Source organism: Mesobacillus persicus, from assembly GCF_900109925.1.
Lineage (GTDB): Bacteria > Bacillota > Bacilli > Bacillales > Cytobacillaceae > Mesobacillus_B > Mesobacillus_B persicus.
In genome coordinates this window covers 463,634-488,192 of sequence record NZ_FOBW01000001.1, presented here as the reverse complement: position 1 = coordinate 488,192, position 24,559 = coordinate 463,634, and the positions used below count along the sequence as shown (strand labels likewise).

The window sequence follows — 24,559 nt, the reverse complement described above, 5'->3', positions numbered from 1 at the left end:
AGGGTGAAAGTCCTTTAGCCGGCACCACGTCAGTCCTGCCGTGTTCGTTGGCCTTATATGTTTTTAACCGTACTATTTATTCGGGATTCCTATATTGCTTGATGGATGCTGCGCCTACTTGTTTAGGATAGCAGAAATCATGATGCGGAAACCCACCTGCGAGAAGCGCGGGTTAATAAAACATCTTGGGAGAACGGCATAAGTGGGATTGCAAATTTACTATGGGGCCTTAGCTCAGCTGGGAGAGCGCCTGCCTTGCACGCAGGAGGTCAGCGGTTCGATCCCGCTAGGCTCCACCAAAACATAACATAACTGGAGTTGTACCCAAGTGGCCGAAGGGGCTGCATTGGAAATGCAGTAGACGTGCAAGCGTGCGAGGGTTCGAATCCCTCCAACTCCGCCAGGTTTATTTTTTTTGCATAAAATGTGTTTTACCTACATACTCTAATCCCTACATTGGGCTATAGCCAAGCGGTAAGGCACCGGACTTTGACTCCGTCATTCGCAGGTTCGAATCCTGCTAGCCCAGTAACATCAATGTATAAACGCCGAACTCTGATTAGGGTCGGCGTTTTTGTATGTTTGATATTCATTTTCTTAATCAAACCGTTCTGTATCAATCCCATCTACGATATCCTCTAATTCAGTAAGGAAATTTAGTTGTAAAGGTGCCGGGAGTTGTTCCATCCATTTTCTTATTTCAGGTAACTCCTCGGCATCTTCTATCGTTGTTGGTTTAGGATGAAGAGTTGCCCACCAATTTTTTAATTCATGAATGAATTCATAAAAGTAGCGCTCAAATCTTTCTGCCCATTCTGCGCCTTCATCTCCAGTAGTCTTCTGCATCATACCCCATGCTTCCATAGCTGTTTCAAAATATTCGTCTATTCTCCTCATATGGAACTCCTTTCTACCTACCGTTACTAATTGATTTTAATTAAACCCTTATTATTTTTATGATTTTATAGTCCGCACCTTTGTGTGAACAGCCCAAAAGACCTAGTTCATAATAATTAAACGCGTTATATAACTTTTTATATCAGCCCCATTACTTATTATACCGCAGGGACAGCAAAGGGACGGTTCTTCTGCTTCCGAAGCAGAAGAACCGTCCCTTTGGTGGGTGCGTATTACCTATTTCTGAGTAGATTGATAAGTTCTTTTCTGGGGTCTTTCTTCATGGATTTTTCCGATAAAGATACCACTTTTTATATTTTGACGAAGGATAATCTTTTAATGGTATGTAATATATATTCCATATGAGTTTTTACAACAGAACAGTGGGAAGGTTATTGTTTTTTGAAACTAACAGGAAGTCCAGTTAGAGCAGCAGTATATTAGCTAAATATTAAAAAGTGATTTCTATGAAAAAGGGTTAAGTGATGCTATCCACAGTAGTTAGGGGAGGGTGTAACTTGGAGAAATTAATCGGTCTCCTATTGGGTTCTTTCGATTTGTTCTATCCATTACTTATCGTTTCAGTTTTTACATTAATATACGCTCTTGTTAAACGTTCATGGATTTTAATGATAATAAGCGCCATTTTACTTTATCCAGATGCTTGGTATTTTAGCGGCTATCCTCCCTTCTATTGGGTTCAATACATTCCAGTTATTCATATACTACTAGCAACGAATTTTTATCTAAGAGCAGGAAAAAAGAAGGATACGTAATTTCTATTGCCGGGAGTTAAAGAAAGGAATTGATTTTTTTCATGGGGAAAAAGTTGATTACGACATGAGTGAAAAAGTTTGGTTAATTACCGGCTCCAATGCTTGAATTGGGAAAAGGGCCTCTACAACTATGTACAGATGTGACAGGTCACTATTTTGGTGAAAATCATTCCTTCGTTAAGTCGTCAAAGAAATCATATGACCAAAATACATGGTCTCTGCTTTGGGAAGTGAGCAATAAGTTAACACATATTGAGAAGTGGTAAGCAAAAGTTTTATTAGTAGTCAGCTACATTTGATAGTTGGCTTTTTTCTGTTGTATTAAAGGATGCGATGAATAGATTCTATTCTTAAGCGCCACTATTGTATCATCTTAGCTTTTACCCGTAGGCATACCTGATTAGAGTATGTGAAAAATCTCATCTTTACTCATGAAAAAGAGGATAATGTTCTAGAAAATGGTCGATACTGAAGTTGTTTAGCACGATTTATGATTAAGAAAGGGGAGATAGTATGCCAGCAGGAGCTAGTGAAACTAGTACGTTGAAGTTGGGTGATCAAGCACCTGATTTTGTAGTACCAGCTCATGGTAACCGCAAAGTTTCCTTAAGTGAATTCCGCGGGTCTAAGAATGTCTTTTTATGCTTTTATCCTCTAGATTGGACCCCAGTCTGAGGCGCGCAAATGCCTTCTTACGAGGATGATCTTCCTCGTTTTGAAGACTTCGATACCCAGGTCTTGGGTATCAGCGTTGATAGTGTACACAGTCACGATGCATGGGCGAAATCCATTGGTGGGATTTCTTACCCACTTTGTTCTGATTTTTACCCGCATGGAGAAGTTTCAGAAAAGTATGGTGTTCTTCGGAAAAATCCAGATGAACCAGCTTATGGAGCGTCTGAACGTGCTCTGTTCCTTATTGATAAGGAAGGGATTGTCCGTTACATCGATGTTCATCCACTTGGTGAGCAACCAGATAATGAAGAATTATTCGATGTGTTACGTAAACTTTAAATTTCAATTGTAAAAAAACTGAAGGAAAAAGGGAGGTTGTGTATGGAACTCTCAAGAAAAGCGATCCCATATACACCCGTTACTCGGCCGCTGCATGAAACAACGATTATGATTGTCTCAACATCTGGTGTGCACCTGAAAGATCAGGAACCATATAACACCGATCCGGCTGAAGGGGATGCGACCTATCGCATCATCCCAGGAGATGTTGATCCAAAAGACTTAACGGTTACTCATGCCGCACCAAAGGACCATTATAATACCGATTACCCGAAGGAAGACATCAATTGTGTATTTCCGATTGACCGCTTAAGGGAAATGGTCGATGATGGCGACCTTGGTGGAGTAGCTGAAAAGCATATCACAATGATGGGCTACTCGATGAGATTAAATAAGATTAATAAAGAGACGATTCCTGCGTTGGTTAAAGAGGTTGTGCGGTCAAAAGCGGATGCTGTTCTTTTAACAGCTGGCTGACCTCTTTGTCATCGCACTGTAGTTACAGTGCAGCGTGGAATTGAAGCACAAGGAATCCCGACGACGCTCATCACGCTTGATGTCGAACAATCAAGCTTAATGAGACCACCTCGAGCGATTCACCCAGTCGGTTTTGAATTTGGCCATTCCTTAGGAAAACCACATGATAAACAGACGCAAACGAAAGTATTATTGGCTGCTTTAGAAGAATTAAGGAAAAAGCAGGAGCCGGGTCATATTCACGAATCAAACTTTCCGAGCTATTAAGATAGGAAAAGGGACGATGCAATTTTATTGCTTCGTCCTTTTTGTGTTTTTAAAAGGCTCTTTTCTCAATCTTTGTTGCTTTAGAAGATTTTTATTATGATACTTGATCTCTTTTCCTTTTTCTACTCGTATATCTCAAATGATTATAGTAAAATAAAAATGATAAGCTAAAAATAGTAACTAAGCAGTAAGTCAAATTGTGTGGAGGATTAAGGTGACCTATCAACTTAACAGTGATTTTAAAATGTTTGCATTAAATGCGAATCGAAAGCTAGCAACAGAAATGGCGGATTTATTGGGTTGTCAGCTAGGAAAATGTTCTGTAGCCAAATTTAGTGACGGTGAAATCCAAATACATATAGAAGAAAGTGTTCGGGGAAATGAAGTGTTTGTTGTGCAATCGACTTCGTACCCTGTTAATGAATCAATTCTTGAGCTCTTGATTATGATTGATGCATTAAAACGAGCTTCCGTTGGTAAAATCAATGTGGTGATTCCGTACTACGGGTATGGTCGCCAAGATCGAAAAGCGCGTTCGAGGGAACCGATTACCGCGAAGTTAGTTGCGAACCTTTTAGAAGCGGCTGGAGCCCATCGAGTTCTTTCCATGGACCTTCATACCCCTGCAATCCAAGGTTTTTTTGAAATTCCTGTTGAACACCTCATCGGGGTTCCGATTCTTGCGCAGTACTTTATGGATAAAAAGTTAGACGATGTCGTTGTTGTCGCTCCGCATAGTGGGAGTATTGGGAGAGCGAGAAAAGTGGCCAATCTCTTGAATGCACCACTTGCTCTTATTGATAAAAGAAACGATGAGGAAACAACTAATGTGCTTGGGGTTGTCGAAGGGAAAAACGCAATTATTATCGATGATTTAATTGATACAGGTGGTACCATAACCTTAGCTGCGAGGGCCTTGGCAAAAAATGGGGCTAAAGCTGTTTATGCTGGTTGCACTCATCCTGTATTCACCGGTGATGCCGTTTATAAAATCGAATCTTCGCCGATTAAAGAAGTAGTTGTGACGAATACCATCGAGCAACCGACTGAAAAATCAAGCATGAAAGTTACCACGATTTCTGTGGCTCCGCTGCTTGTGGAGGCGATTGATCGCATTCATAATGAAAAGGCAGTTAGTCCTTTATTTGAATAAGGCATTCGTTTTCACCTTACTGGTGGGACCCAAATGGTATGGTGAAAGTGATTAGATGGAAATAAACAGGGGTAAGAATGAAAAGGGAAGGCTTCTGCGATAAAGCAGAAAGCCTTCCTTTTTTTGTTTCATTCAATTTAAAACTGGGTGTGAACACTTTTGGTGACCTTTCTTGCAGTTTACGCACCCACTTAGGTCACCAAGAACACCTATTGGTGACCTTTCTTGTAGTTTTCCCGCCCACTTAGGTCACCAAGACCACCTATTGGAGACCTTTCTTCTGTTTTTACCACCCACTTAGTTCACCAACCGGACCTTCAACCTCTATTCAGTTATCCTAGGAAGCATTAGAACCGTCCCCACGCTTTGTCATAATTAAAATATGTGAAAATATACTAAGATATTAGGGATTTTAACATTAGGTAGGTTTTATTTAGCATCTTCAGTTTTCGGCGATCGTGGTTCACCTTTTGTTGCGATTCAAAGCGGATAAGAGAGACGAAAAAATTGTTGGAGGGATGTAGCTTATGACGGAGAACCATCAATTTGAAGCAATGAAAAGCAACTGGGACAGTTTGGCGATGGGGGATTTTTATGAACTGCTAGCAGCGAAATTAGACTTTGTTGAAGCCACCAATTTAAATCATGTTAAGGAAAAGGTAATTGAAGTGGTTGGCGAAGAAAATGAAAGCAAAGTGAGTGACTCTGTTTTACCGGCGATTCTTGTTACGGCCTTTTATTATAAAACAGGAAAGGAAACCGTCATCTTAAGTAAAGAAGAGAGCAAAGATATTTTGAGTATGGAAGAACCCTATATTGATGTGGAGTATTTGTCTTCCACCAACTTCTGTCTTTATTTGAGAATCGATGATGGCTTACTTACAGCAACGGATCAAGCGGGTAAAATATTAGAGGTTGAAGGAATTTACTTGTTAAATGTTCAGAAAGAACCGCAGAATGCATTGTTGGCCTACTCTGTAGTAAAAGACGAGGGTAAATACGGTTTCCACTATTTATCCTTCCCTTACGGGGAAGAAGGAAATATCTTTGACTATTACGAAGCCTTTTCCGAAGCCATTGGACTAGAAGAAAACGCCTTTCAATCTCGAGAAATCCTCCAATTCGCCCTTAACGCCATTTATTACTTGGATTTCTAGGGACGGTTCTCCTGCTTCCTAATTTCTGAGGATTCATGTACGAACGTCCTAAATCAATATAAGGCAAAAGTGAACAGTGCTCAAGCCGCACTGTTCACTTTTACTTTATGTTACTTAGAATTACTCTCCATTAATGGTAGATTGAGCATTCACCAAAAGTTATACAAATCCTTCAATATTGTACGAAACGATTCGGACCTCAGCCTCTATTATTTTGTCTTTAAGAGTTGGATCATTTTGTATTAAATCGCTTAAGGCTAGTTCTCCTATTCTTAATTTTCTAGTAACAAGATTGATATATTCTTCTTTAAATCCTTCTAGCTTTCCATCTAAGAACATGCATTGTAACTCGTCGGCAATCAATTTTTCAACTTTCATTGATTTCCTCCCAAGAAATAAAAGTACAAACTTATGATGATAAATTTCTATTCGCATTCTATGTACCTTCAGTAAGGATGTATCATGTCTACCTTGTCCTTATTATTTCGGAAGCCCAATTATGCCGGATGGTATGTTGAGCTTTAATGGACAGACACCTAAAAGACATTACTAAATAAAATAACGAGAGGAATGCTTGCAAGTATTACTATTTATAACTGGGGAGGATGTTAAATTGTTTTATCACGTGAAAGAATTACAATACCATGCAAAACCAGAACGGCCAGATCCAATATTCGCGAAACAGCTTCAAGAAATTTTAGGAGGCCAGTTCGGAGAGATTTCAGTTGCACTTCAATACTTATTCCAGGGATGGGCTGTCCGTGGGAATGGGAAGTACAAAGATCTTTTGATGGATACTGGGGCTGAGGAGTTAGCTCATATCGAAATGCTCGCGACGATGATTGCAAGACTTTTAGACGGTGCACCAGTTGGAGATTTAGAAACAGCTGCAAAGGATCCGGTAATCGGTGCAATCCTTGGAGGAATGAACCCCCAACATGCCATCGTTTCCGGCCTAGGTGCGATGCCAGCGGATAGTGTTGGAAACAAATGGACAGCAGATTATATTATTGCAAGTGGAAACTTGCTTGCGGATTTCCGTGCAAATCTAAACTCAGAATCACAAGGTCGTCTTCAGGCTGTTCGTTTATACGAATCAACAAATGACCGCGGGGTTAAAGATATGTTGTCTTGGTTGATTGCTCGAGATACAATGCATCAAAACCAATGGATCGCCGCCATAAAAGAACTTGAAGCAAAAGAAAACGTTGTGGTTCCAAGTACTTTCCCTAACCATCTGGAAAAACGAGAAGTTTCCTATACTTTATTCAATTATTCGGCTGGAAACGAAAGTGCTACAGGAAGATGGGCAAATGGTCCGAGTATGGATGGGGAAGGTCAATTCAATTTTGTTGAAAATCCAGTTCCATATGGAAACAAACCAAAATTAAAACCAGCGCCGCCTTATATTCACGATACTCTGCCAGCTGTAATTAAGGGTCAATCTGGAAAAATCCCACCAAGTATGTACTAAAAAAGCAACAGTTTAAAGACAGCAGATTTCGGTCCAACGCCGGAGTCTTCTTTTTTTATCATCGATGTTTTCTCAGATGGGTATTGAATTGATTCGTATTAGAGGTCGATTTAATTTGGCATAACCACCAAGAACAACCAATCTTGGTAAGGGTGGGTTTACTATATTAATTCCCCTAAATTAATTTTTTATAGAAGGGGATTGGTGGATTCTTTGGTATTAGGTTCGGGTACTATAACCGAATTCGAGGGCGCATAGAGAGCACACTATAACTTGTGTTACCTATTACAATTTAGGGGGATGAAAGAATGCATACAACACAACATGGATTGCAGCAGATCGCTCAAACACGTCAAATTGCTCAACAATTGATTCAACAAACACAACAAGGCACCCAACAATATCGCATGATGATGCAGCAAGAACAACAAAATGTTCAAATGTTAGAACAAATTCTCCGTCGAGAAAAACAAGCGGTTCAATACATTCAACAAAGTATACACAATCATGATGTAGCTATTCAGCGTTGCCAAGAAGTAGTTAACATGTGTAATCAAATGCAACAGGAGCTAACAACCAACAATGCATTCTATGGAAATCAATCTGGAATGCATCAGCCACTCTATAACCAAAATCAAAACCAATTTCAACAATCTCATTACGGTGGGCATTCAACTTTCCAGCAATAATGAAATGAAATACTTTCCATTTGGATAATAGTTCGTGAGGAGGTAGGAATGAATATGGATAAGAAGATTCGAAATTCAAGCATCGAGCAAGTAAAAAAAGACCATGAAACCGAATCAGCTTTTAAAGTGGACAACTCGAAAAATCGTCAAACAAGGGTTAGCAAATAATGTTGGGGGGAGCCTATTGGGCTCCTCTTTCTTAAAGGTCTTTTTTGAGAATATATGAAGCCTCTTTATTATCGCAAATCCGCCTTTAGTTTGGTTTTAGCTATCCCTGATTGGATAAAATATGAATAGGCAGTGAAGTAAGTTAACGTACAGAAAGATAAGAAGAAGTTGTGTCAGTTTTATTTAACTTATGAAATTTTATTATATTTGCTTTATAATAAAATGAATTTAGTAGGACACTTCACAATTTTAGTGTCGCTTACAACAGGAGGAAGTACATAAAATGATAATACAAGGGACCTTTAATGGTGTCGGTGGTGCAGAGTTATTTTTTCGAGTGCTCCCACCAAAAGTGGCTCCCAAGGCGGCCGTTATATTAATTCATGGGTTTGGCGACCATAGTGGAGGGCTGAACAATTTAAGCACCAGCTTGGTTAAAAAGGATTATATCGTGTATGCACTTGATTTGCGCGGGCATGGTAAAAGCTTTGGTAAAAGGGGATATATTCGCAGTTGGAGAGAATTTAGAGGAGATTTACATGCGTTTCGCAAGCTCGTCGCTCTCGATCAACCTGGTTTGCCCCTTTACATCATTGGACACAGCATGGGTGGCGTGATTACACTGGATTACTCCATCGATTATGGGGAGGGGATTGCTGGGATTGTTGCGATTTCACCTGGAATCTCCTATGAAGTGAAGCCATTTGAACGTGTTGGGATTACCTTAATGGGGCGGATTAAACCTGACTTACGAATTACAAAGTCTGGTAACTTTCAACTGCACACGAAGGATCCAGTGTTGCTTGCCAAGTATAACCCTGAAGGCTTGCGTCACAATACAGCAACACCAGGTTTGGGGCGTGGTTTGCTCCAAGCGGTAAATAGGGTAGTAGATGGTGCACAGTCGATTGACCGCCCATTTTTATTGCAATATGGACTGGAGGATAAAATCACCCCTCCAACAAAGTTGCAGCGCTTTTTTAATACAGTAGCCTCCGAGGACAAACAGGTTCTGGAATATCCTTCAGCGAAGCACCGCCCATTTGATGAATCTGGTAAGGAAAAGTTTTTAAGTGACCTTATCACCTGGTTAGACCATCAGGTTGAGAAACAACAGAAGGCGTTGTGGACGTTAGCGGGAAGGCTATAGCTAGAAGAAGACGTAGAAAGGGATTCGCCGACAATCATCATAGATCAACGATTAATTATTATTATCACAAAAACGCTCAGATGAAGGTTTCTGAGCGTTTATTTGTGTTAAGCGGGTTAGTTTCCGCCGACACTAACTCTTTTTTTCATTATTTCTCGCTCTCCGATTGGTTGCAAAGGTCGATTATTTGCAGGGTGAAGGTCGGTGATCTTCTTTATTTGCTGTCTAGACAATTCAATAGGCTTGTTAAAAATAATCCATTTTACCCCCTCTGTACAAGGAGGAACCGTCAATGATCCATCATATGTATAGACCTCTTTTTCATCTGGAAGCAGGTTTGTTAAATCTAAGGTTTCATTAATCTCTTTCTCCGAGCCAGTAGTGCTAGGGAAATAGTTAGTAAGGATCTGAAATAAGCCGTTTTTCTCTCCTTCCTTAGCAAAAAGCCCGATGACCGCTAAATCACCTTTCGCGTTCTTATGAACGAGATGCAGCTCAAGTGGAAATTCTTTGTTATTTAATTGATGTTCACTTGGATAATGAAAATGTAATTCTTGTTGCACATACCTTTCATCTCCAATTCTTAATGAATTGATTTGGTTGCTAGGTATGATTTTAATTGTATGAGTATTATTTATTACTGTGTAATTAGTAGGGTTGTAACGAATAACAACCTCTTCTTGATCCGATTCCTTGCTTTCTGAGGGGTTAATGTTAATCGGCGATTGCGTGGTGCCCTTCGTGCATTTCACAAAGGCAGGGTCCAACTCACCCCAATAGTCTGGCCCGGTTTTACCTGAATAGGACCATTCTATCGTTTCTGCAGCGGATGCAGCATGTGGATTTCCGAACGGGAAAACGAATGCAATGATGGCAAAACATATCCAAGAAATACTTAAAAAACGCCAAGACAAAACGCGATTTTGCATTGAAAACCATCCTTCCAACTAAAATTAATTTACATATCGTAAATAATATGACTTGGTTGAGCTGAAAGTATTCAAAGCGCCCATTGAATTTAATGAAAATCGACTAAACCAGGCGGTTTTTTTTTATCTAATTGGATATTTTATAATAGAGTCTAATTAAGTAAATTGAGGTGAAATTTGCGTATGATATCGAAGAAACACTTCTGGTTTAATCTATCGATCATTGTGATTCCATGGCTATCGCTGCTGTTTATGGGAAAGCGCGATGTAAAACGTTACTCTTTTACAGGTATGTTTATTATTCTTTTTGAGATAGTGAATCATCTGTATGGGCATAAGCGAAAATGGTGGAAATTTTATGATAAGCCAAAAGCTTTTATAAAGGATGAACTTCCTTTTAGTATTGGCCCATATATGCCTTTAACGATGTGGATACTTAAACTTTCGTTCGGAAACTTTAAAAAGTTTGTGTTACTTAATGCAATTGTTGATGGAGTCTTTGCTTTTGTTGTCATGGATGTCCTGAAAAAAATTAAAATCATTCGTCTCAACCGGCTAAGTCGTTTTCAGTTTTTCTTTTATATAAACTATAAAGCGTATCTGTTATATGGAGTACAATTTTTGTACGAGAAAATGAAAGGGTCGACTCGTGATCTGACAGTCTAAGTGCCGACTACGAAAGCAACACTTAGCGGGTGAATAGGAAAATGCAGTTCCTTGAGAAAATTCAAAGCTCTAAGTAAATGAAACATTTTCAGCCCCAACTCAATTGAGAGAGGGGCTTTTTTCGTCGTCAGGAAAAATTATAAAAGGGAAGGGATGTGGCAAATTGTATGCGTTTTTAGTATCCAGCTCCAGCGGCTAGTGTCCTTTGCTCTCTGGGTAAAATCGATTTTGGATTTTACCGCCGCAACAATTACGTATAGCACGAATGCGCCTCCGAATTTATCTCAGTTGGAGCTCCAGGCCATACGCCGCTGATTTGGGCGCTTGCGCTTTTGTTCATTTCTACATTTATTTTAGGCGGATGTGATATTACATGGTAAAATAGGAGGGTATGAAAATAGGGTATATACGTTAGTCAAAGGATCATCTTCAATCGGAGGCTTTGATTTTCGCTGTTAGTAACACAGGTTTTTGGCTGTTCTTAGACCTTCTCCCTTTTCAAGCGCTTTTAAATAATTTATAATTATCATATAATAGTAATATTCTAATCTTTACACGATTGTAATACACTTTAAATGACTATATAAGAGACAGAATGGTGGGTGAATATTCGTGCCTACATCTTTTCTGCGAATCCAGGGTATAAGGAAGGTAAAAATGAATAACACAGAAACGAACCAAGACGTTATCTTAATTGGTGCTGGAATCATGAGTGCGACTTTGGGCACACTTCTGAAGGAATTAGCACCAGACTGGAACATTAAAGTATTTGAGAAGCTATCGAAAACAGGAGAAGAGAGCTCAAACGAATGGAACAATGCAGGAACAGGCCATGCAGCATTGTGTGAACTTAACTACACAGTTGAAAAACCGGACGGTTCGGTCGATATCAGTAAGGCGATAAAAATTAATGAGCAGTTTCAAGTTTCCATGCAGTTTTGGTCTTATCTTGTTAAACAGAAACTCATCGGAAACCCACAAGACTTTATTATGCCAATTCCCCATATGAGCTTTGTTCAAGGGGATGACAATGTAAGGTTTTTATGGAATCGTTTTAAAGCGCTATCAAACAATCCTTTATTTAAAGGGATGGAATTTTCCGAGGATCCTGAAAAACTGAAAAAATGGATTCCGCTTATGATTCAAGAACGTGACTCAGATGAACCGATTGCAGCTACGAAAATCGATTCAGGTACAGATGTAAACTTCGGCGCTTTAACACGCAAGTTGTTTGGACATCTAGAAAATCAAAATGTTCAAGTAAACTATCAACACAGTGTCGAGGGGATTAAACGTACGAGCGACGGCATGTGGGAAGTGAAAGTCATCAACCTAGTAAGCGGTCATATCACACATCATAAGGCAAAGTTTGTCTTTATCGGTGGCGGAGGTGGAAGCCTGCATTTACTGCAAAAAACCGGTATTCCCGAAAGCAAAAATATTGGAGGGTTCCCGGTAAGTGGGTTATTTATGGTATGTAAAAACCCTGACGTAATTGCCCAGCACCATGGCAAGGTTTACGGCAAAGCGAAGGTTGGTGCTCCACCGATGTCTGTCCCGCATCTGGACACAAGGTATATCGATAACCAAAAATCGTTACTATTTGGACCATTTGCTGGTTTCTCACCGAAGTTCCTAAAAACGGGGTCCATGTTCGATTTAGTTACATCGGTAAAACCGGATAATCTGTTAACGATGTTGGCAGCAGGTGCTAAAAACATCCCATTGACAAAATACCTCATCCAGCAAGTGATGTTAACAAAAGAACAGCGCCTAGAAGAGTTGCGCGAGTTCATTCCGAACGCAAAGAGTGAAGATTGGGATTTAGTTGTTGCGGGCCAACGTGTGCAAGTAATCAAGGATACCGAAGACGGGAAAGGAACACTTCAATTTGGAACGGAGATTGTTACCTCAGCAGATGGGACCATCGCAGGATTGCTTGGTGCATCCCCAGGTGCTTCTACTGCCGTTCAAGTCATGCTGGAGATTATTGAAAAGTGTTTCCCAGATCATGTCGGCGAGTGGAATGCGAAAATTAAAGAAATGATTCCTTCATATGGACTGTCATTAATGGAGAATCCGAAGCTGTTACGTGAAGTTCATACTTCAACAGCAGAGACACTTGGTCTTACTGAAAAAAAAATACCAGTTTTCTCTTAACAATATCTTCTAGGGATGAAAAATAGATTACCAAGGAACGAACGGAACCTTAATCTACTATGGATTAAGGTTCTTCTTTTTGAGGTGAAATTCACCCTAAAAAGGACTGTGTATCCTATATCCAATTAACTAGTTTACGGGAGGTTTTATGAAACTTATCAAGACGATATCAACGAGAAGACTTACTATCCTGATTTCAGCTATTTTACTAGTAGTAGGTTTGTTTTTCGGTTTGCAATTTTACTTTAGTTATCTAGAAACGAAAACTTTGGCTGAGGAATGTTATGACAAAGGCGGAATGCCAGAATTAAAGAAATCTGGCGTAAAGATTATCTATTTCTCTTGTGAAATGGATGGATAAATGAGGGATTCATTTTAAGCATTAAGCGGGAGTGATCAATGTGTTTGTCGGTCGGGTTTTATACATACTAGGTTTGGTGTTTGTTTCCTTTAGCATCGTTGTGCTAATCATGTCATTTTTTTCTAACGGCGGTGGAGATGTGATCCTCCCAATATTTGGTCTACTTAATGGTTTTCTTGCCATGGGTGTTGGCGATCTCGTTATTGATGCTAATTATCGAAAATCATTGGAGAGTAAACATAGTCAGAAAGAGTAAGGTTTTATGAGGTAGGATAAGAGGGAAGGAGAAAGCTGATGGAGACTTTGATAATGATTATATTGGTTTTAGCCACTGTCGTTTCTTTCATCCTCTTAATTATAAAGAAAGCTAAAGTATTGGTGATAACTATACCGATTCTTTTAGTTACTACTCTTTTATTGTTTGGATTTCGCTTTTCAGCAATTGATGCGATCCCAGGAAAAGTGAAAGAAATTCATTCGTACGACACGGTTTATGGGAAAGCGATTCTATATGAAGATAGCTTTAATCATACATTTGGTTTAGCGCAGTTAAAACAAAGCTACGGCTTCTTATATCATTATGATGGTGGCACGAATGGTTATTTTATTGAGGAAGGGAAACCCTTTGAAGTTGCGGGAGTGGGGAATGATCAAAAGAATGGTTTTCTGGTTGGTGTCAAAACAGCTGAAAATTCAGACATAGAAGCAATTGTTGTGGGTGGTCACTTTGAGGGAATAACGCCATTCGATTCCTACGATTTCTCAATGAATACGGTCGAGGAAAATCCTGATCAGTATCATGTCCAAAAGGTCATCAATCACTTCGCCTTCTTTGTCCTTGACGAATATTCAGAGGAAACTTGGACGATTAGAGGTTTGGATAGGGATGGGAAGCTGGTTGCAGATAAATTATTTGGGGCGGACATTCGGTATATTGATTGGTAAGTTACCTGTAACCTAGTTAAATTTAAAAGAAAAGACCTCAAGGCCTTCTAAATGAAGGTCCTTTTTGGGTCTATTTTGATTTTAAAAGTGGCTCCAGCACTACTGGGATAAAATCTGCATAGCGATCAATATGGTAATCCGCTTCAATATTTTCGTTTTGAAAAGCAACGGTTTTAATGTTTAACTTTCGAGCGGGGATTAAATCTAAGTCACGATCACCGACGACCAAGTCAATCTTATATTTCTCTAGGACATATTCATAAGAGGCGCTATGAGGTTTTCTCGTAAACCCCTGTTCTTCTACTGATACAACCTCTGTAAAATATTTGCTCAAATTAAATTTCTCAAGGAGAAATAGGGTAGACTCTTTATCTCGATGGGTCACGATAAAATTGTTATCCATCCGAGATAGGACCTTCTCTAAATCATCAAAAGGTTGGCTATCTTTTTTTGAATAATACCCATGTAACCTCGTGTATTCGTCCCTCTGTGATTCGTCAATCCCATAATGCTTAAAGGCCGTTTTCGAATCTTTTTTAAGCCATTTAAGCACCTCTGTCTTGTCTAGTTCCTTTCCGCTTAAATGAACAAATCCTTCTACTAGCGACGGATACGTATCAAAGAGTGTTCCATCAAAATCCCATAATGCATTCATCAAATCCCTCTTTTCAAAAAAGACTTCTGTTTTATAGAGGTTAGCGTACTTTTAATAAAAAGACAACAGAACCAATAACCTTATTAAACATCTTTATATCTGCTGCTCCTATGAATATGGCTGCTTTTTACCAATGTCTATGAATCTAATTTTTCATTTAACTCTCTACTACTAGAATGGTATAATTTAACTGAATATTTACAATATGAAAGATTACATAAAAGAAATGAGGAAATGAAATGCTCACTAAAAAAACACTAATGCTTAACGGTCAGAAAATTTCCTATCTTGACGAGGGTTTGCAAAGTGATCCGCCGGTGTTGCTCATCCACGGGGTGCCAGAATCAAGTATGTTATGGAAGCACCTGATTCCTGAAATTGCTTCATTAGGGTATCGAACAATTGCACCCGATCTCCCGGGTTTTGGCCAAAGTGATCGCTTTCCATATACGTCCTCCTGGGAAAACTACCTTCGTTTTATTGATGATTTAATGGAAGCGTTAGCCATCGAAAAGGTTCATCTAGTTGTCCATGATTGGGGTGGACTCATTGGCTTGAGATGGGCTTGCGATCATCCGGAAAAAGTAGAAAGCTTGATCATTAGTGATTCCTCTTTAGTTCCAGGCTATAAGTGGCACCCTCTTGCAAGAAAATGGCAAACACCTGGTGTTGGTGAAGAGGTCATGAAAAGCATGGCAGCGAATAAAGAACAGTGGATGACCAATATGAAAGACGAAATTCCGTCTGTTGAAGAGGCAATCTTGGAAGACTTCTATTCTGTCTTTCTGACGGAAGAAACTCGAAACGTTGTTCTAGAATTGTATCGTTCGGCTAACCGTCAATTAATTGAACCTTATCAGGAACTGTGTAAGATAAAGAATCCTGTTACGATTTTATGGGGAGAAGAGGACCCTTATATTTCACCTGAATACGCTTATCAAACTCGGGAGCAACAATTCCCACACGCAACCATCCATGTAATTCCAAAGACGGGCCACTTTATCCATATTGAGGCACCTCAGCAAGTTATACCACTGGTAAAAGAGCATTATCAGTCTGTTTTACATGTAAAGAAGACGGTTTAGACTAAAAGAACGCTGGGAGGAACGGAATGAATATATTTTGTGTAGGTCGAAATTATGCAAATCATGCAAAAGAACTAGGAAATGCCTTGCCGCAGCAACCTGTATTATTTTCAAAACCGAGTCGAGCTTTTGTTGAAACGAATGGTCAAGCAATCTCCGTACCACAGCATTTGGGGCAGGTTCACTATGAAATTGAAGTTGTTTTAAAAATAGACCGGGAAGTGAAACAAGGGGAAAGTGTTTGGGATGTTGTTAGTCAAATTGCCCTTGGATTAGATTTAACGCTACGTGAGGTTCAAAAAGAATTACAAACGAAAGGCCACCCATGGCTAAGAGCTAAAGGATTTAAACACTCAGCCATCGTCACCCCTTTTTGGGACATTCGCGAACAAGAAGCCTACAACACAGAATTTTCGCTTCTGAAAAACGGAAATCTCGCTCAAAAGGGACAAATCAAGGATATGATCTTTAATTTACAAACCATTATCGATGAGTGTGAAAACTGCTTTGGACTAGGAGAAGGAGACATCATCTTTACTGGAACACCAGAAGGAGTAGGCCCTTTACATAGCGGCGACCTTTATCAACTGTACTGGGGAAAAGAAGAAAAAGGGCGATTTACGGTCGAATAGGGACGGTTCTAGTGCTTCCGACTAATTGTAGACCAAATCAAGAGAGGCGAAAGAATAAGGATAAAGTACGAGGCGGGGGTTTTTTCCCCGGCTTTTTTTTGTGACTTGGAAGCAGAAGAACCGTCCCTGGATAGAAAAATTTTCTTTTTGGCAAGATAAAGTAGTGATATAAAGCAATCAATAAATAAATGTAGGTGATATTTGTGAATCCAATTGAAGTGATCAAAGATGTGTTTCAACCATTTTTAGATGGGGAAAAAAGGCCGGTGCATGTTGGGGAAGTGATGAACTTATGGTTGTATCTAAATGGCGCAGAACAGTTTTTACGTGAGGAACAAACTGCGTTTAATGTTGTACAGGATGAAGAACTGAGAAAAAAGCTGGATGATTTAATTAATAATGTTCATAAACCGATGATTAAAGAGTTAAAGGATTTTCTCACAAATGAAGGCATCCCATTACCAGACAATTTTCGTAATATAGGTAAAGGGGAGTTCCAAACCGTGCCTGAAGGAGCAAAGCTTTCAGACAACGAAATTGCCAACCTTATCTTCAATAATATCAACATGGGGATTACCTATGCGGCCCGGGGGTTAACGGAGTCTGTACGTGCGGATGTCAGTTACTTATTTTCTAAATTTCAAATGATGAAGGTGACGTTTGCCTTAACACTAAAGCCAATCATGGAGGAAAAAGGATGGTTACGCGTCCCTCCATATTACCGTTAGGCTCTTTTCTCAAACATTGTTGCGTTTGAATACTAAATATGGTGGAGGAAGCCTTGTTTCGTCGCAAAATAGCATTGTAATTTTGAGAAAAGAGCTTGCAAACATACTCTACCGGACAAATTAGCTTAACTTTCGTTAAAATCGGCTTTAGGATTTTAACAACAATCTTTACCAAAACAGCCTACCGTTAAAAGGGATAACCAGTTTTTCGGTTACCCCTTTTTCTATTGGTAGGATTTAGGACCTTTTAGATTCGCCTTTTTTATAAAATTTAACGATTGGGAGATATTAGTTTTTATACTTTATTAAAGGCTTGTTGAAAGCGAGGGAAAAATACATATGTCCTCACCCACACATGAAAAGCTAAAGGATATCAGTAGCTTAACAAGTAAGTTATTAAGAAAGAATTTCGGTAGGGGACCGGAATCTTGTTACGCGTTTGCCAGTAATCATTTTCTCGTCTTTTACATAAGAGGTTTTTTATCACCAATGGAGTCCATCTTGATTAAAAGTGGAAGCGCGGATAAAGTGGATATTTCGCGAAGCATTGTGATGAAAAGCATTCTTGCCCAATTGAAGGGGATTCTTGAGCTCGAATTTAAACAGGATATTGAATGTTTTTATCATGATTGGAATTACCCGCAAAATACAGGAATGATTACTGCGATGTTTGAATCAGAACTAAAGACAGATACTAACCATGCTGGTGAATCTTCAGCGGATGTTAACCGACTAATCGATGAAGTGGATCGCATCAGTATTTTAGTTCAGAAAAAACCGGAGAAAACAAAAGTTTTTCAAATAAGCCCAAAGCTTTATATCGTTAAACGGGATGGAATATTAGTGCAAATTGAAAAAGCGTTAATTCAAAAAGGGTATGATCAAGAATTAATTGTGACAAAGGATGAATTAGAAAAGTCTTACTTTCATCGAGATGGACGATTTGATGAGATATTTCAGCAGGAAGTCGCTGATATCCTCATTGATTGGAACGTTGATAAGGATAATAGTGTGATGTGCTTTGTTCTAAAATAAGAATATGAAGGGAGAGTAGAGTTTGGAGGAGCTAACGAAACCAAAAGAGCAGATGAATACATATACTAGCATTTTACTTCATGAAAGCATAAATCTAAAGACAAATTAAGCCAATGAAAGAACTCCAGTTTTTATGGAGTTCTTTTTTGTTTTAATCTATTTCTTTAAAATGCTGGTATCCTGGTAAAAGTTTGGCCAAGGCAGCCGTACTCATGGCCATTCGAGCCGATTTTTCGGCCGATTAGTAGTAAGAACCATTTATTTGTAAGCGTTTTACAATTTTAAATAGTTGGCACAGTACTTGCATTAATATAAGCGAATTTACTTTTAGGGGGAATGGGTAGGATGAAAGAAACGGTTGTAAAGGATGCAAAACAAGCAGTTGAAACGGGAAGCATGAAAGCAGCGGTTGTCAATGAATTCAAGCAAAAACTAGAAGTAAAAGAGGTTCCAAAACCAACATTAGAATACGGGGAAGTCCTTGTTAAGATTGAAGCATGTGGTGTCTGTCACACAGACCTTCACGCTGCTCATGGAGATTGGCCGGTCAAGCCTAAGTTACCTTTAATCCCAGGACATGAAGGGGTAGGGATTATTGAAGAAATAGGCGAAGGGGTGAAATCGCTTAAAGTGGGAGACCGGGTTGGGATTCCTTGGTTGTACTCTGCTTGTGGAGAATGTGAATATTGCTTGAGCGGAAGAGAAACGCTTTGCCCGGATCAAGAAAATGGTGGCTATTCCGTCGATGGCGGTTATGCAGAATATTGTAAAGCACCAGCTGATTATGTGGCTCGGATTCCAGAAGGATTGGATCCAGTGGAAGTCGCGCCAATTCTTTGTGCGGGTGTGACAACATACAAAGCTTTAAAAGTATCAGAAGCTAAACCTGGAGATTGGGTAGCAATCTACGGAATTGGTGGCCTTGGCCATATCGCTCTTCAATACGCTAAAGCGATGGGCTTTAATGTCATTGCTGTCGATATTCATGAAGAAAAACTTGTACTAGCGAAAGAATTAGGAGCCGACTTGACAATCAATGGAATGGAGACAGATCCTGCTGTAGCAATTCAAGAGGCAGTCGGTGGCGTGCAGGCATCTATTAGTGTCGCGGTAACGAAAAAAGCCTTTGAACAAGCCTATCAATCTGTTAAACGTGGTGGAACGCTGGTCGTTGTTGGTTTGCCTCATGACGAGTTACCAATTCCTATTTTTGATACGGTACTCAATGGAGTAACGGTAAGAGGATCCATCGTTGGAACGAGGAAGGATATGCAAGAGGCGCTTGATTTTGCCGCCCGTGGCAAGGTTCGTTCCCAAATCGAAGCCGTCGACCTTGATTCCATCAATGAAGTATTTGAAAATATGGAAGCAGGGAAAATTAATGGCCGTGTTGTTTTAAAAATGAACTAATAAAACCTTCGAGCTAAACCGTAAAAAGGCCAAATCAGTTAAGATTTGGTCTTTTTACTTCTAATTTTTTTTTACCGCCTCATTCTCTCTACTTGTCTTTTTCTCATTCAAATAGTACCGGAGCTTCCGCATACTAATGCCAAGGTCCTTCGTGGCTTCTTTCCGATTACCAACGTTTTTCACCAACGCTTTTTGAATAAAGGCTTGTGCGGTAATGGTTTCTAGTTCCTTAATTTTGTCCAATAGCTCTGGCAGCTGGACATCGCTGTCCGTTTTCCACATCTCCAAGATCACTTCATGCCAATTCTTGAGGTAAGTATCAAAATCGGCTGCTGAATCCTCGTTTGGTAGACAGTTATCTTTTACGGGGAAGGAGGGGGACGATAAAAACTTTGCCGGTAAGTAACGAGGAGTGATGATCTCCGTTTCCCCTTCCGCAAGCGCCACGGCTCTGTTGATGACATTAACAAGTTCACGAACGTTTCCGGGCCATTCGTACTGACTTAGGCACTTCACGGTTTCCGGGGCAAACGTAACATCGAGATCTAACTGATTGAGATAAAAGTCAATAAACGAAGGGATATCCTCAAGTCTTTCGCGCAAAGGAGGAATCGTCAACTTCACCACATCCAATCGGTAAAGAAGATCTTCCCTAAAGGAACCATTCGCAACAGCCTCCTGAAGATTGACGTGCGAAGCGGCGATCACTCTTGCTTGACTCCGCTGAATCGTTTCACCGCCCACTTTAATAAATTCACCAGTTTCAAGCACCCGTAATAGCTTGATCTGAGTCGTAAGGGAGGCTTCGCCAATTTCATCTAAAAATAACGTTCCTTTCCCGGCGAGTTCGAAATAGCCTTTGCGATCCTTAGCTGCTCCAGTGAATGAACCTTTGGCATGACCAAACAATTCGCTTTCAAGCAGACTTTCAGTAATCGCTCCGCAATTGACTGCCACATAAGGAAAACCCGCGCGCCTGCTCGCCTGATGGATAAAGTTGGCAAGGACATCCTTCCCAGTTCCAGTTTCACCCTCAATCAACACATTAATATTTTTTTGCGCAAACTTATAGGCAAGGGTAAAAAGCTGATTCATGCTTTTGTTCTTTCCAATAAAGCATTCCATCTTCGATGCCAACTCTCGAGCATGGTTAAGAGCCGGTGCCGGATTATTTTGAAGAAGATGGTCGACAAGGGTTTCAATTTCTTCTATATCATCAAAGGGCTTCTCGATAAAATCGTTCGCCCCGAGTTTAATCGCTTCTACGGCGGTTTTCACATTTGCATAACCGGTCATCACAATCGCTTTGCACATAGGCTGAAGCTTTTTTAAGTTTTGTAGAATTTCGAGTCCGTTACGATCCGGCAAGCGAACATCGAGAAAGGCAAGCTGATATTCTTGCTCACTTATCCGTAGGTCAAACTCAGCTCCACTGGTACAAGTGATGGTCTGATGTCCTTTGTCACTTATAAGATAGCTTAGAAAATTCCCAATCTCACGTTCATCATCAACAATTAATACATTTGCCATGAGTTCACTCCTCTCTTTGCACCTAAACACTCGGGTAGGGAGTTGCTAGGCAGGGGATAGTTAGTTGCTAGCAGGTCGGTACTGGTAAAAACAGGTGGAAACTACTACCTTTTGTTGCTGTACTTTCAGCTTTAAGCGTTCCGCCATGTGCCTCGGCAATTCCAAGGCTTACAGACAATCCAAGCCCAGTCCCTTTAATCGCATTTTTCGTAGTGTAAAAAGGATGGAAAATGTCCGCTACCACCGCTTCTTCTATACCAATTCCATTATCCTCAACAGTTAGGACAATCCATTTAAGTTCATCCACGTTCTGCACACTCGTATGTATTTTAATTTTTTTCTTTTCCTGCTCGCTCTCTTCAAGAGCATCCTTGGCGTTTAAAAGTAAATTCAAGATAATTTGGCCAATCTGCTGTCCACTTCCTTCAATAATAGGGAGACTCGGGTCAAGCTCGGTTTCAATTTCAATCATCAGCTTATGTAATTGGTTTCCGACAAGGCTTAAGACTTGTTCGACCGCTTCATTGACGGAGCATTGATCAAACAGATATTCCTCCTGGCGAGAAAAGGTTAGTAGATTGCGAATGATATTTTTGCTCCGTTTTCCGCACTCATAAATGTCCTCAAGCAGCTTGTATTGGGAACCGTTGAGATCTAATTTCCTTAAAAGCAATTGCGAATTGCCCATAATGGCCGTAAGGGGGTTGTTCAATTCATGAGCAACACCTGCGGCCATTTCGCCAATGGCAGCGAGCTTTCCGGATTGTACCAATTGGACCTCGATTCTTCTTTTAGCCGTTACATCTTTAATATAAATAATCGCTGCGTACAGTTGGTCCGCATCATCAAATACAGGGTAGCAATAACACTCGCAAATCTTTTCTTGAAGATGGAGCTCCGCTGATGAAGGCACTCCGTTTGCCATTGATATCCGAAAGGGATTTTCCGTTTTTAAAAATAGAAGGTCATCGACGTATAAACCAGTTAGGTTCTCTATGTCAGGAAAATATTGATAGGTTGCTTGATTTGCTTGCAGGATGTCTCCATGCATGCCAACGGTAATAATCGCTTCTGATACGGCTTGAAACGTTTCCTCCCAGTGCTTCTTCGTGTCTAGTACTTCATTATAAAGGCGGGCATTTTGCATACAAACAGCGACTTGGTCGGAAAGCTGTTGAAAAAAAGTTAGATCTGAAGAATGGTGGTCCTCCATGGTTTTGCTCGCTAACGCAAGCAGGCCGAATACTTTCCCTTTGTTCACTAATGGGAATAAAAACAAGCTGGCCATCCCAAGCTTCAATAAGAATTGATCCTCGCGCCATTTGTTGTTGTCAGATGTCCGGTAAAATAGTGGTTTTCCTGAACGGACGACATGCCAATACAACGAGTCTTGTTCAGGAATTGCCCCCATTGCAGGAAAGTCAATCATGGTGGAGGGGTAAACATTTGAGCGTACCAGCTTACTGCCTTCGACCACAGAAAGGCTGATTTGATGAATCGCAAAGATGGTTTCCAGCTTTTCGAGGACATTTTTCAACATCTCGTCCATCGACATCTCGACATTGAAGCCCTTTACGACGTCATTGATGATTTCTAGCTGCATGTTTTTCTTTTCCAATTCACTAACCGTCTTCTTTAATTCAGTATAGTAGTTTCTTTTTGAGGATTGAACTCCGGTCAAATACTCTATCATTTCTTCGCGGTTTCTCATCTAAGCACTCCCTATAACGCTTTTCTCAGTAAAGCTTCGACATCGCTAGCCGTAATGTCACGGGGATTGGTAATCATGCAAGCATCATTCAGAGCCAGTTCACTAATTGCCCCAATCATTTCTTCTTCAAAGCCCATCTCAGAAAGTCGCTGCGGGGCACCGATGTCGAGTGACAATTCCTTTACATACTCAATCGCTTTTCTTCCTGCTTCCGAGGCAGAGAGACCCTCGATGTTTTCCCCGAGTAGCGCAGCAATTTCCTGAAACTTTCTCGGTGCTGCTAAAAGATTGAATTCCATTACGATAGGAAGTAGAACCGCGTTTACATCTCCATGAAGCATCGGGTAGCGTCCACCAATGGAGTGTGACATCGCGTGGACGGCTCCTAAGATGGCATTCGAAAACGCTAGTCCTGCTTGTAGACTCGCCATCGCCATATTTTCCTTTGCTTCGCTATTTAATTTGGAAGCAACAGAAGGGCGTAGATTTTCGGCCACAAGCTTAATGGCATTTTTCGCATGCACATCCGTCATGGGCGTCGCCGCAATACTAACAAAAGCTTCAATCGCATGGGTTAAAACATCTAGCCCCGTGGAGGCGGTTAAATGTGCACTTTTCGTCGCTAATGTCTCTGGATCAATAATCGCAATATCCGGCACCAGCGATTTGGAGACAATCGTCATTTTCTTTTTACTTACTGTATTAACAATAACGGAAAATTGAGACACTTCAGAGCCAGAACCCGCCGTCGTTCCGGCCATGACGAGCGGAGGGAGGGGAACTTCAATCCGATCAACTCCTTCGTAATCGGAGATGCGACCGCCATTGGTGGCGAGAATCGCTACGGCTTTGGCAATATCGATGACACTGCCTCCCCCGATGCCAATGATTGCATCGCATTCTTGTTCTTTATAAAAAGCAGCTCCTTTCTCTGCTTCATAGTCCTTAGGATTCGTCGTAATTTCTTGGAAGCATGCATACAAAAGTCCAGTCCCTCGGCAACTTTCAATCACTTGTTCCAGCCAGCCAGCCTCAATCACACCAGGGTCAGATACAATCAGCACTTTCTTTGCACCAAGCCTTAGACAGCTTTCACCAACCTGGCGAAGGGAACCTCTCCCAAAGATTACTTCCGGCATCACAAATTTATTAATCAACTAACTCACCAACCTTCTCGTTCCTCTTTAATAAATTCGTGGTCACAGAAGAGATTCCTTTGACTGAAATCAAAATATATTTGTTGAATGGAAGTTTTCTAATCGCTAGGAATCACGCAAGATTACTGACTAAAAAAACTATGTAACAATACATGCCACAACGATATGCAGCTAGCAAACCATGTGATAAATTACAATTAATCAATACAAATTTTATAAAATTTTCCATTTTCAGAAGGGGTAAGAGTCATTTAGGTTTTAAGACTTTGTCAATATTTCTTCTTATCGACGTAACTCGTTCTTTTTTCAGTATTGGTATATGACTATGGTGTT

The 24,559-nt window shown here is 40.3% G+C and carries 27 protein-coding genes, 3 tRNA genes and 1 other RNA gene; 24 read left to right on the top strand and 7 right to left on the bottom strand.

Going from position 1 to position 24,559, the window contains the following annotated elements:
* Positions 1–29 precede the first annotated feature (29 nt).
* The 4 genes from ssrS (at position 30) to BMX30_RS02420 (ending at position 529) form a co-directional block, all read left to right on the top strand.
* Positions 30–213: non-coding RNA, 6S RNA (gene ssrS, locus BMX30_RS02435), on the top strand.
* A gap of 10 nt (positions 214–223) precedes the next feature.
* Positions 224–299: transfer RNA gene (locus tag BMX30_RS02430), tRNA-Ala, on the top strand.
* Between the two features lie 15 nt (positions 300–314).
* Positions 315–403: transfer RNA gene (locus BMX30_RS02425), tRNA-Ser, on the top strand.
* Positions 404–457: 54 nt separating this feature from the next.
* A tRNA-Gln gene (locus tag BMX30_RS02420) sits at positions 458–529 on the top strand.
* A gap of 68 nt (positions 530–597) precedes the next feature.
* Here BMX30_RS02420 and BMX30_RS02415 read toward each other — a convergent pair.
* The gene (locus BMX30_RS02415; protein ID WP_090740797.1) at positions 598–897 is read right to left on the bottom strand and encodes a hypothetical protein; all 300 of its coding nucleotides are present in this window, start codon (positions 895–897) and stop codon (positions 598–600) included.
* 518 nt (positions 898–1,415) lie between these two features.
* Here BMX30_RS02415 and BMX30_RS02410 point away from each other — a divergent pair.
* The 6 genes from BMX30_RS02410 (at position 1,416) to BMX30_RS02385 (ending at position 5,741) form a co-directional block, all read left to right on the top strand.
* Positions 1,416–1,673: a hypothetical protein gene (locus BMX30_RS02410; RefSeq protein ID WP_090740795.1), complete on the top strand. Its 258-nt coding sequence runs from the start codon at positions 1,416–1,418 to the stop codon at positions 1,671–1,673.
* A gap of 513 nt (positions 1,674–2,186) precedes the next feature.
* Positions 2,187–2,687: a redoxin domain-containing protein gene (locus BMX30_RS02405; RefSeq protein WP_090740793.1), complete on the top strand. Its 501-nt coding sequence runs from the start codon at positions 2,187–2,189 to the stop codon at positions 2,685–2,687.
* Positions 2,688–2,729: 42 nt separating this feature from the next.
* Complete coding sequence (locus BMX30_RS02400; protein ID WP_090740791.1) at positions 2,730–3,164, top strand: glycine/sarcosine/betaine reductase selenoprotein B family protein; 435 nt, start codon at positions 2,730–2,732, stop codon at positions 3,162–3,164.
* Between the two features lie 27 nt (positions 3,165–3,191).
* The gene (locus tag BMX30_RS02395) at positions 3,192–3,431 is read left to right on the top strand and encodes a hypothetical protein (protein ID WP_090740789.1); all 240 of its coding nucleotides are present in this window, start codon (positions 3,192–3,194) and stop codon (positions 3,429–3,431) included.
* Between the two features lie 214 nt (positions 3,432–3,645).
* A complete protein-coding gene (locus BMX30_RS02390) occupies positions 3,646–4,584 on the top strand; it encodes a ribose-phosphate diphosphokinase (RefSeq protein WP_280139923.1) in 939 nt (312 codons plus the stop codon).
* Between the two features lie 527 nt (positions 4,585–5,111).
* Positions 5,112–5,741, top strand: a complete 630-nt coding sequence (locus BMX30_RS02385; RefSeq protein WP_090740787.1) for a hypothetical protein — start codon at positions 5,112–5,114, stop codon at positions 5,739–5,741.
* Positions 5,742–5,900: 159 nt separating this feature from the next.
* Here the strand turns inward: BMX30_RS02385 and BMX30_RS02380 are convergent, their stop codons facing one another.
* Entirely contained in the window at positions 5,901–6,119 is a 219-nt protein-coding gene (locus tag BMX30_RS02380) for a hypothetical protein (RefSeq protein WP_090740785.1), read from the bottom strand.
* 235 nt (positions 6,120–6,354) lie between these two features.
* Here BMX30_RS02380 and BMX30_RS02375 point away from each other — a divergent pair, with 235 nt between their 5' ends.
* From BMX30_RS02375 to BMX30_RS02360, 4 genes are all read left to right on the top strand, one after another.
* On the top strand, positions 6,355–7,215 hold the full coding sequence (locus BMX30_RS02375; protein ID WP_090740783.1) for a manganese catalase: 861 nt from the start codon (positions 6,355–6,357) through the stop codon (positions 7,213–7,215).
* A gap of 308 nt (positions 7,216–7,523) precedes the next feature.
* Positions 7,524–7,904, top strand: a complete 381-nt coding sequence (locus BMX30_RS02370; RefSeq protein ID WP_090740781.1) for a hypothetical protein — start codon at positions 7,524–7,526, stop codon at positions 7,902–7,904.
* Between the two features lie 54 nt (positions 7,905–7,958).
* The gene (locus BMX30_RS02365) at positions 7,959–8,072 is read left to right on the top strand and encodes a biofilm-forming protein (protein ID WP_139195373.1); all 114 of its coding nucleotides are present in this window, start codon (positions 7,959–7,961) and stop codon (positions 8,070–8,072) included.
* 283 nt (positions 8,073–8,355) lie between these two features.
* Entirely contained in the window at positions 8,356–9,222 is an 867-nt protein-coding gene (locus tag BMX30_RS02360) for an alpha/beta hydrolase (RefSeq protein ID WP_090740777.1), read from the top strand.
* Between the two features lie 116 nt (positions 9,223–9,338).
* On the opposite strand, the gene BMX30_RS02355 is transcribed toward BMX30_RS02360, so the two are convergent.
* Positions 9,339–10,151, bottom strand: coding sequence for a carbonic anhydrase (locus BMX30_RS02355; protein WP_090740774.1), 813 nt, complete (start codon positions 10,149–10,151; stop codon positions 9,339–9,341).
* Between the two features lie 183 nt (positions 10,152–10,334).
* On the opposite strand from BMX30_RS02355, the gene BMX30_RS02350 reads away from it, so the two are divergent.
* The 5 genes from BMX30_RS02350 to BMX30_RS02330 all read left to right on the top strand — a co-directional run bounded on the left by BMX30_RS02350 (position 10,335) and on the right by BMX30_RS02330 (position 14,283).
* A complete protein-coding gene (locus BMX30_RS02350; protein WP_090740772.1) occupies positions 10,335–10,817 on the top strand; it encodes a hypothetical protein in 483 nt (160 codons plus the stop codon).
* A 657-nt stretch (positions 10,818–11,474) separates the two neighbouring features.
* The gene (locus tag BMX30_RS02345) at positions 11,475–12,977 is read left to right on the top strand and encodes a malate:quinone oxidoreductase (RefSeq protein WP_090740770.1); all 1,503 of its coding nucleotides are present in this window, start codon (positions 11,475–11,477) and stop codon (positions 12,975–12,977) included.
* A 148-nt stretch (positions 12,978–13,125) separates the two neighbouring features.
* A complete protein-coding gene (locus BMX30_RS02340; protein ID WP_090740768.1) occupies positions 13,126–13,338 on the top strand; it encodes a hypothetical protein in 213 nt (70 codons plus the stop codon).
* Positions 13,339–13,378: 40 nt separating this feature from the next.
* Positions 13,379–13,594 (top strand): hypothetical protein, encoded by a 216-nt coding sequence (locus BMX30_RS02335; RefSeq protein ID WP_090740767.1) that lies wholly within the window; start codon positions 13,379–13,381, stop codon positions 13,592–13,594.
* A 38-nt stretch (positions 13,595–13,632) separates the two neighbouring features.
* Positions 13,633–14,283: a hypothetical protein gene (locus tag BMX30_RS02330; RefSeq protein ID WP_090740765.1), complete on the top strand. Its 651-nt coding sequence runs from the start codon at positions 13,633–13,635 to the stop codon at positions 14,281–14,283.
* A gap of 70 nt (positions 14,284–14,353) precedes the next feature.
* Here the strand turns inward: BMX30_RS02330 and BMX30_RS02325 are convergent, their stop codons facing one another.
* Complete coding sequence (locus BMX30_RS02325) at positions 14,354–14,938, bottom strand: HAD-IA family hydrolase (RefSeq protein WP_090740763.1); 585 nt, start codon at positions 14,936–14,938, stop codon at positions 14,354–14,356.
* Between the two features lie 239 nt (positions 14,939–15,177).
* Between BMX30_RS02325 and BMX30_RS02320 the strand changes: the two genes are divergently transcribed.
* The 5 genes from BMX30_RS02320 to adhP all read left to right on the top strand — a co-directional run bounded on the left by BMX30_RS02320 (position 15,178) and on the right by adhP (position 19,828).
* Positions 15,178–16,023, top strand: coding sequence for an alpha/beta fold hydrolase (locus tag BMX30_RS02320; protein ID WP_090740761.1), 846 nt, complete (start codon positions 15,178–15,180; stop codon positions 16,021–16,023).
* Between the two features lie 26 nt (positions 16,024–16,049).
* A complete protein-coding gene (locus BMX30_RS02315) occupies positions 16,050–16,655 on the top strand; it encodes a fumarylacetoacetate hydrolase family protein (protein ID WP_090740759.1) in 606 nt (201 codons plus the stop codon).
* A gap of 203 nt (positions 16,656–16,858) precedes the next feature.
* Positions 16,859–17,383, top strand: coding sequence for a DUF3231 family protein (locus BMX30_RS02310; RefSeq protein WP_090740757.1), 525 nt, complete (start codon positions 16,859–16,861; stop codon positions 17,381–17,383).
* 339 nt (positions 17,384–17,722) lie between these two features.
* On the top strand, positions 17,723–18,418 hold the full coding sequence (locus BMX30_RS02305) for a Na-translocating system protein MpsC family protein (protein ID WP_090740755.1): 696 nt from the start codon (positions 17,723–17,725) through the stop codon (positions 18,416–18,418).
* 396 nt (positions 18,419–18,814) lie between these two features.
* On the top strand, positions 18,815–19,828 hold the full coding sequence (gene adhP, locus BMX30_RS02300) for an alcohol dehydrogenase AdhP (protein ID WP_090740903.1): 1,014 nt from the start codon (positions 18,815–18,817) through the stop codon (positions 19,826–19,828).
* Positions 19,829–19,888: 60 nt separating this feature from the next.
* On the opposite strand, the gene BMX30_RS02295 is transcribed toward adhP, so the two are convergent.
* From BMX30_RS02295 to BMX30_RS02285, 3 genes are all read right to left on the bottom strand, one after another.
* Complete coding sequence (locus tag BMX30_RS02295; RefSeq protein WP_090740754.1) at positions 19,889–21,358, bottom strand: sigma-54-dependent transcriptional regulator; 1,470 nt, start codon at positions 21,356–21,358, stop codon at positions 19,889–19,891.
* A gap of 67 nt (positions 21,359–21,425) precedes the next feature.
* Positions 21,426–23,069, bottom strand: coding sequence for a GAF domain-containing sensor histidine kinase (locus tag BMX30_RS02290; protein WP_090740752.1), 1,644 nt, complete (start codon positions 23,067–23,069; stop codon positions 21,426–21,428).
* A gap of 11 nt (positions 23,070–23,080) precedes the next feature.
* Positions 23,081–24,208 carry an iron-containing alcohol dehydrogenase gene (locus BMX30_RS02285; RefSeq protein WP_090740901.1) on the bottom strand — a complete coding sequence of 376 codons (1,128 nt, stop codon included), beginning with the start codon at positions 24,206–24,208 and terminating at the stop codon, positions 23,081–23,083.
* Positions 24,209–24,559 lie beyond the last annotated feature (351 nt).

Coding starts and splice junctions, on each gene's coding strand:
- BMX30_RS02415 (WP_090740797.1), bottom strand. CDS start 897: ATGAGGAGAATAGACGAATATTTTGAAACAGCTATGGAAGCATGGGGT.
- BMX30_RS02400 (WP_090740791.1), top strand. CDS start 2,730: ATGGAACTCTCAAGAAAAGCGATCCCATATACACCCGTTACTCGGCCG.
- BMX30_RS02385 (WP_090740787.1), top strand. CDS start 5,112: ATGACGGAGAACCATCAATTTGAAGCAATGAAAAGCAACTGGGACAGT.
- BMX30_RS02380 (WP_090740785.1), bottom strand. CDS start 6,119: ATGAAAGTTGAAAAATTGATTGCCGACGAGTTACAATGCATGTTCTTA.
- BMX30_RS02370 (WP_090740781.1), top strand. CDS start 7,524: ATGCATACAACACAACATGGATTGCAGCAGATCGCTCAAACACGTCAA.
- BMX30_RS02365 (WP_139195373.1), top strand. CDS start 7,959: ATGGATAAGAAGATTCGAAATTCAAGCATCGAGCAAGTAAAAAAAGAC.
- BMX30_RS02360 (WP_090740777.1), top strand. CDS start 8,356: ATGATAATACAAGGGACCTTTAATGGTGTCGGTGGTGCAGAGTTATTT.
- BMX30_RS02355 (WP_090740774.1), bottom strand. CDS start 10,151: ATGCAAAATCGCGTTTTGTCTTGGCGTTTTTTAAGTATTTCTTGGATA.
- BMX30_RS02350 (WP_090740772.1), top strand. CDS start 10,335: ATGATATCGAAGAAACACTTCTGGTTTAATCTATCGATCATTGTGATT.
- BMX30_RS02345 (WP_090740770.1), top strand. CDS start 11,475: ATGAATAACACAGAAACGAACCAAGACGTTATCTTAATTGGTGCTGGA.
- BMX30_RS02340 (WP_090740768.1), top strand. CDS start 13,126: ATGAAACTTATCAAGACGATATCAACGAGAAGACTTACTATCCTGATT.
- BMX30_RS02330 (WP_090740765.1), top strand. CDS start 13,633: ATGGAGACTTTGATAATGATTATATTGGTTTTAGCCACTGTCGTTTCT.
- BMX30_RS02325 (WP_090740763.1), bottom strand. CDS start 14,938: ATGAATGCATTATGGGATTTTGATGGAACACTCTTTGATACGTATCCG.
- BMX30_RS02320 (WP_090740761.1), top strand. CDS start 15,178: ATGCTCACTAAAAAAACACTAATGCTTAACGGTCAGAAAATTTCCTAT.
- BMX30_RS02315 (WP_090740759.1), top strand. CDS start 16,050: ATGAATATATTTTGTGTAGGTCGAAATTATGCAAATCATGCAAAAGAA.
- BMX30_RS02305 (WP_090740755.1), top strand. CDS start 17,723: ATGTCCTCACCCACACATGAAAAGCTAAAGGATATCAGTAGCTTAACA.
- adhP (WP_090740903.1), top strand. CDS start 18,815: ATGAAAGCAGCGGTTGTCAATGAATTCAAGCAAAAACTAGAAGTAAAA.
- BMX30_RS02295 (WP_090740754.1), bottom strand. CDS start 21,358: ATGGCAAATGTATTAATTGTTGATGATGAACGTGAGATTGGGAATTTT.
- BMX30_RS02290 (WP_090740752.1), bottom strand. CDS start 23,069: ATGAGAAACCGCGAAGAAATGATAGAGTATTTGACCGGAGTTCAATCC.
- BMX30_RS02285 (WP_090740901.1), bottom strand. CDS start 24,208: ATGCCGGAAGTAATCTTTGGGAGAGGTTCCCTTCGCCAGGTTGGTGAA.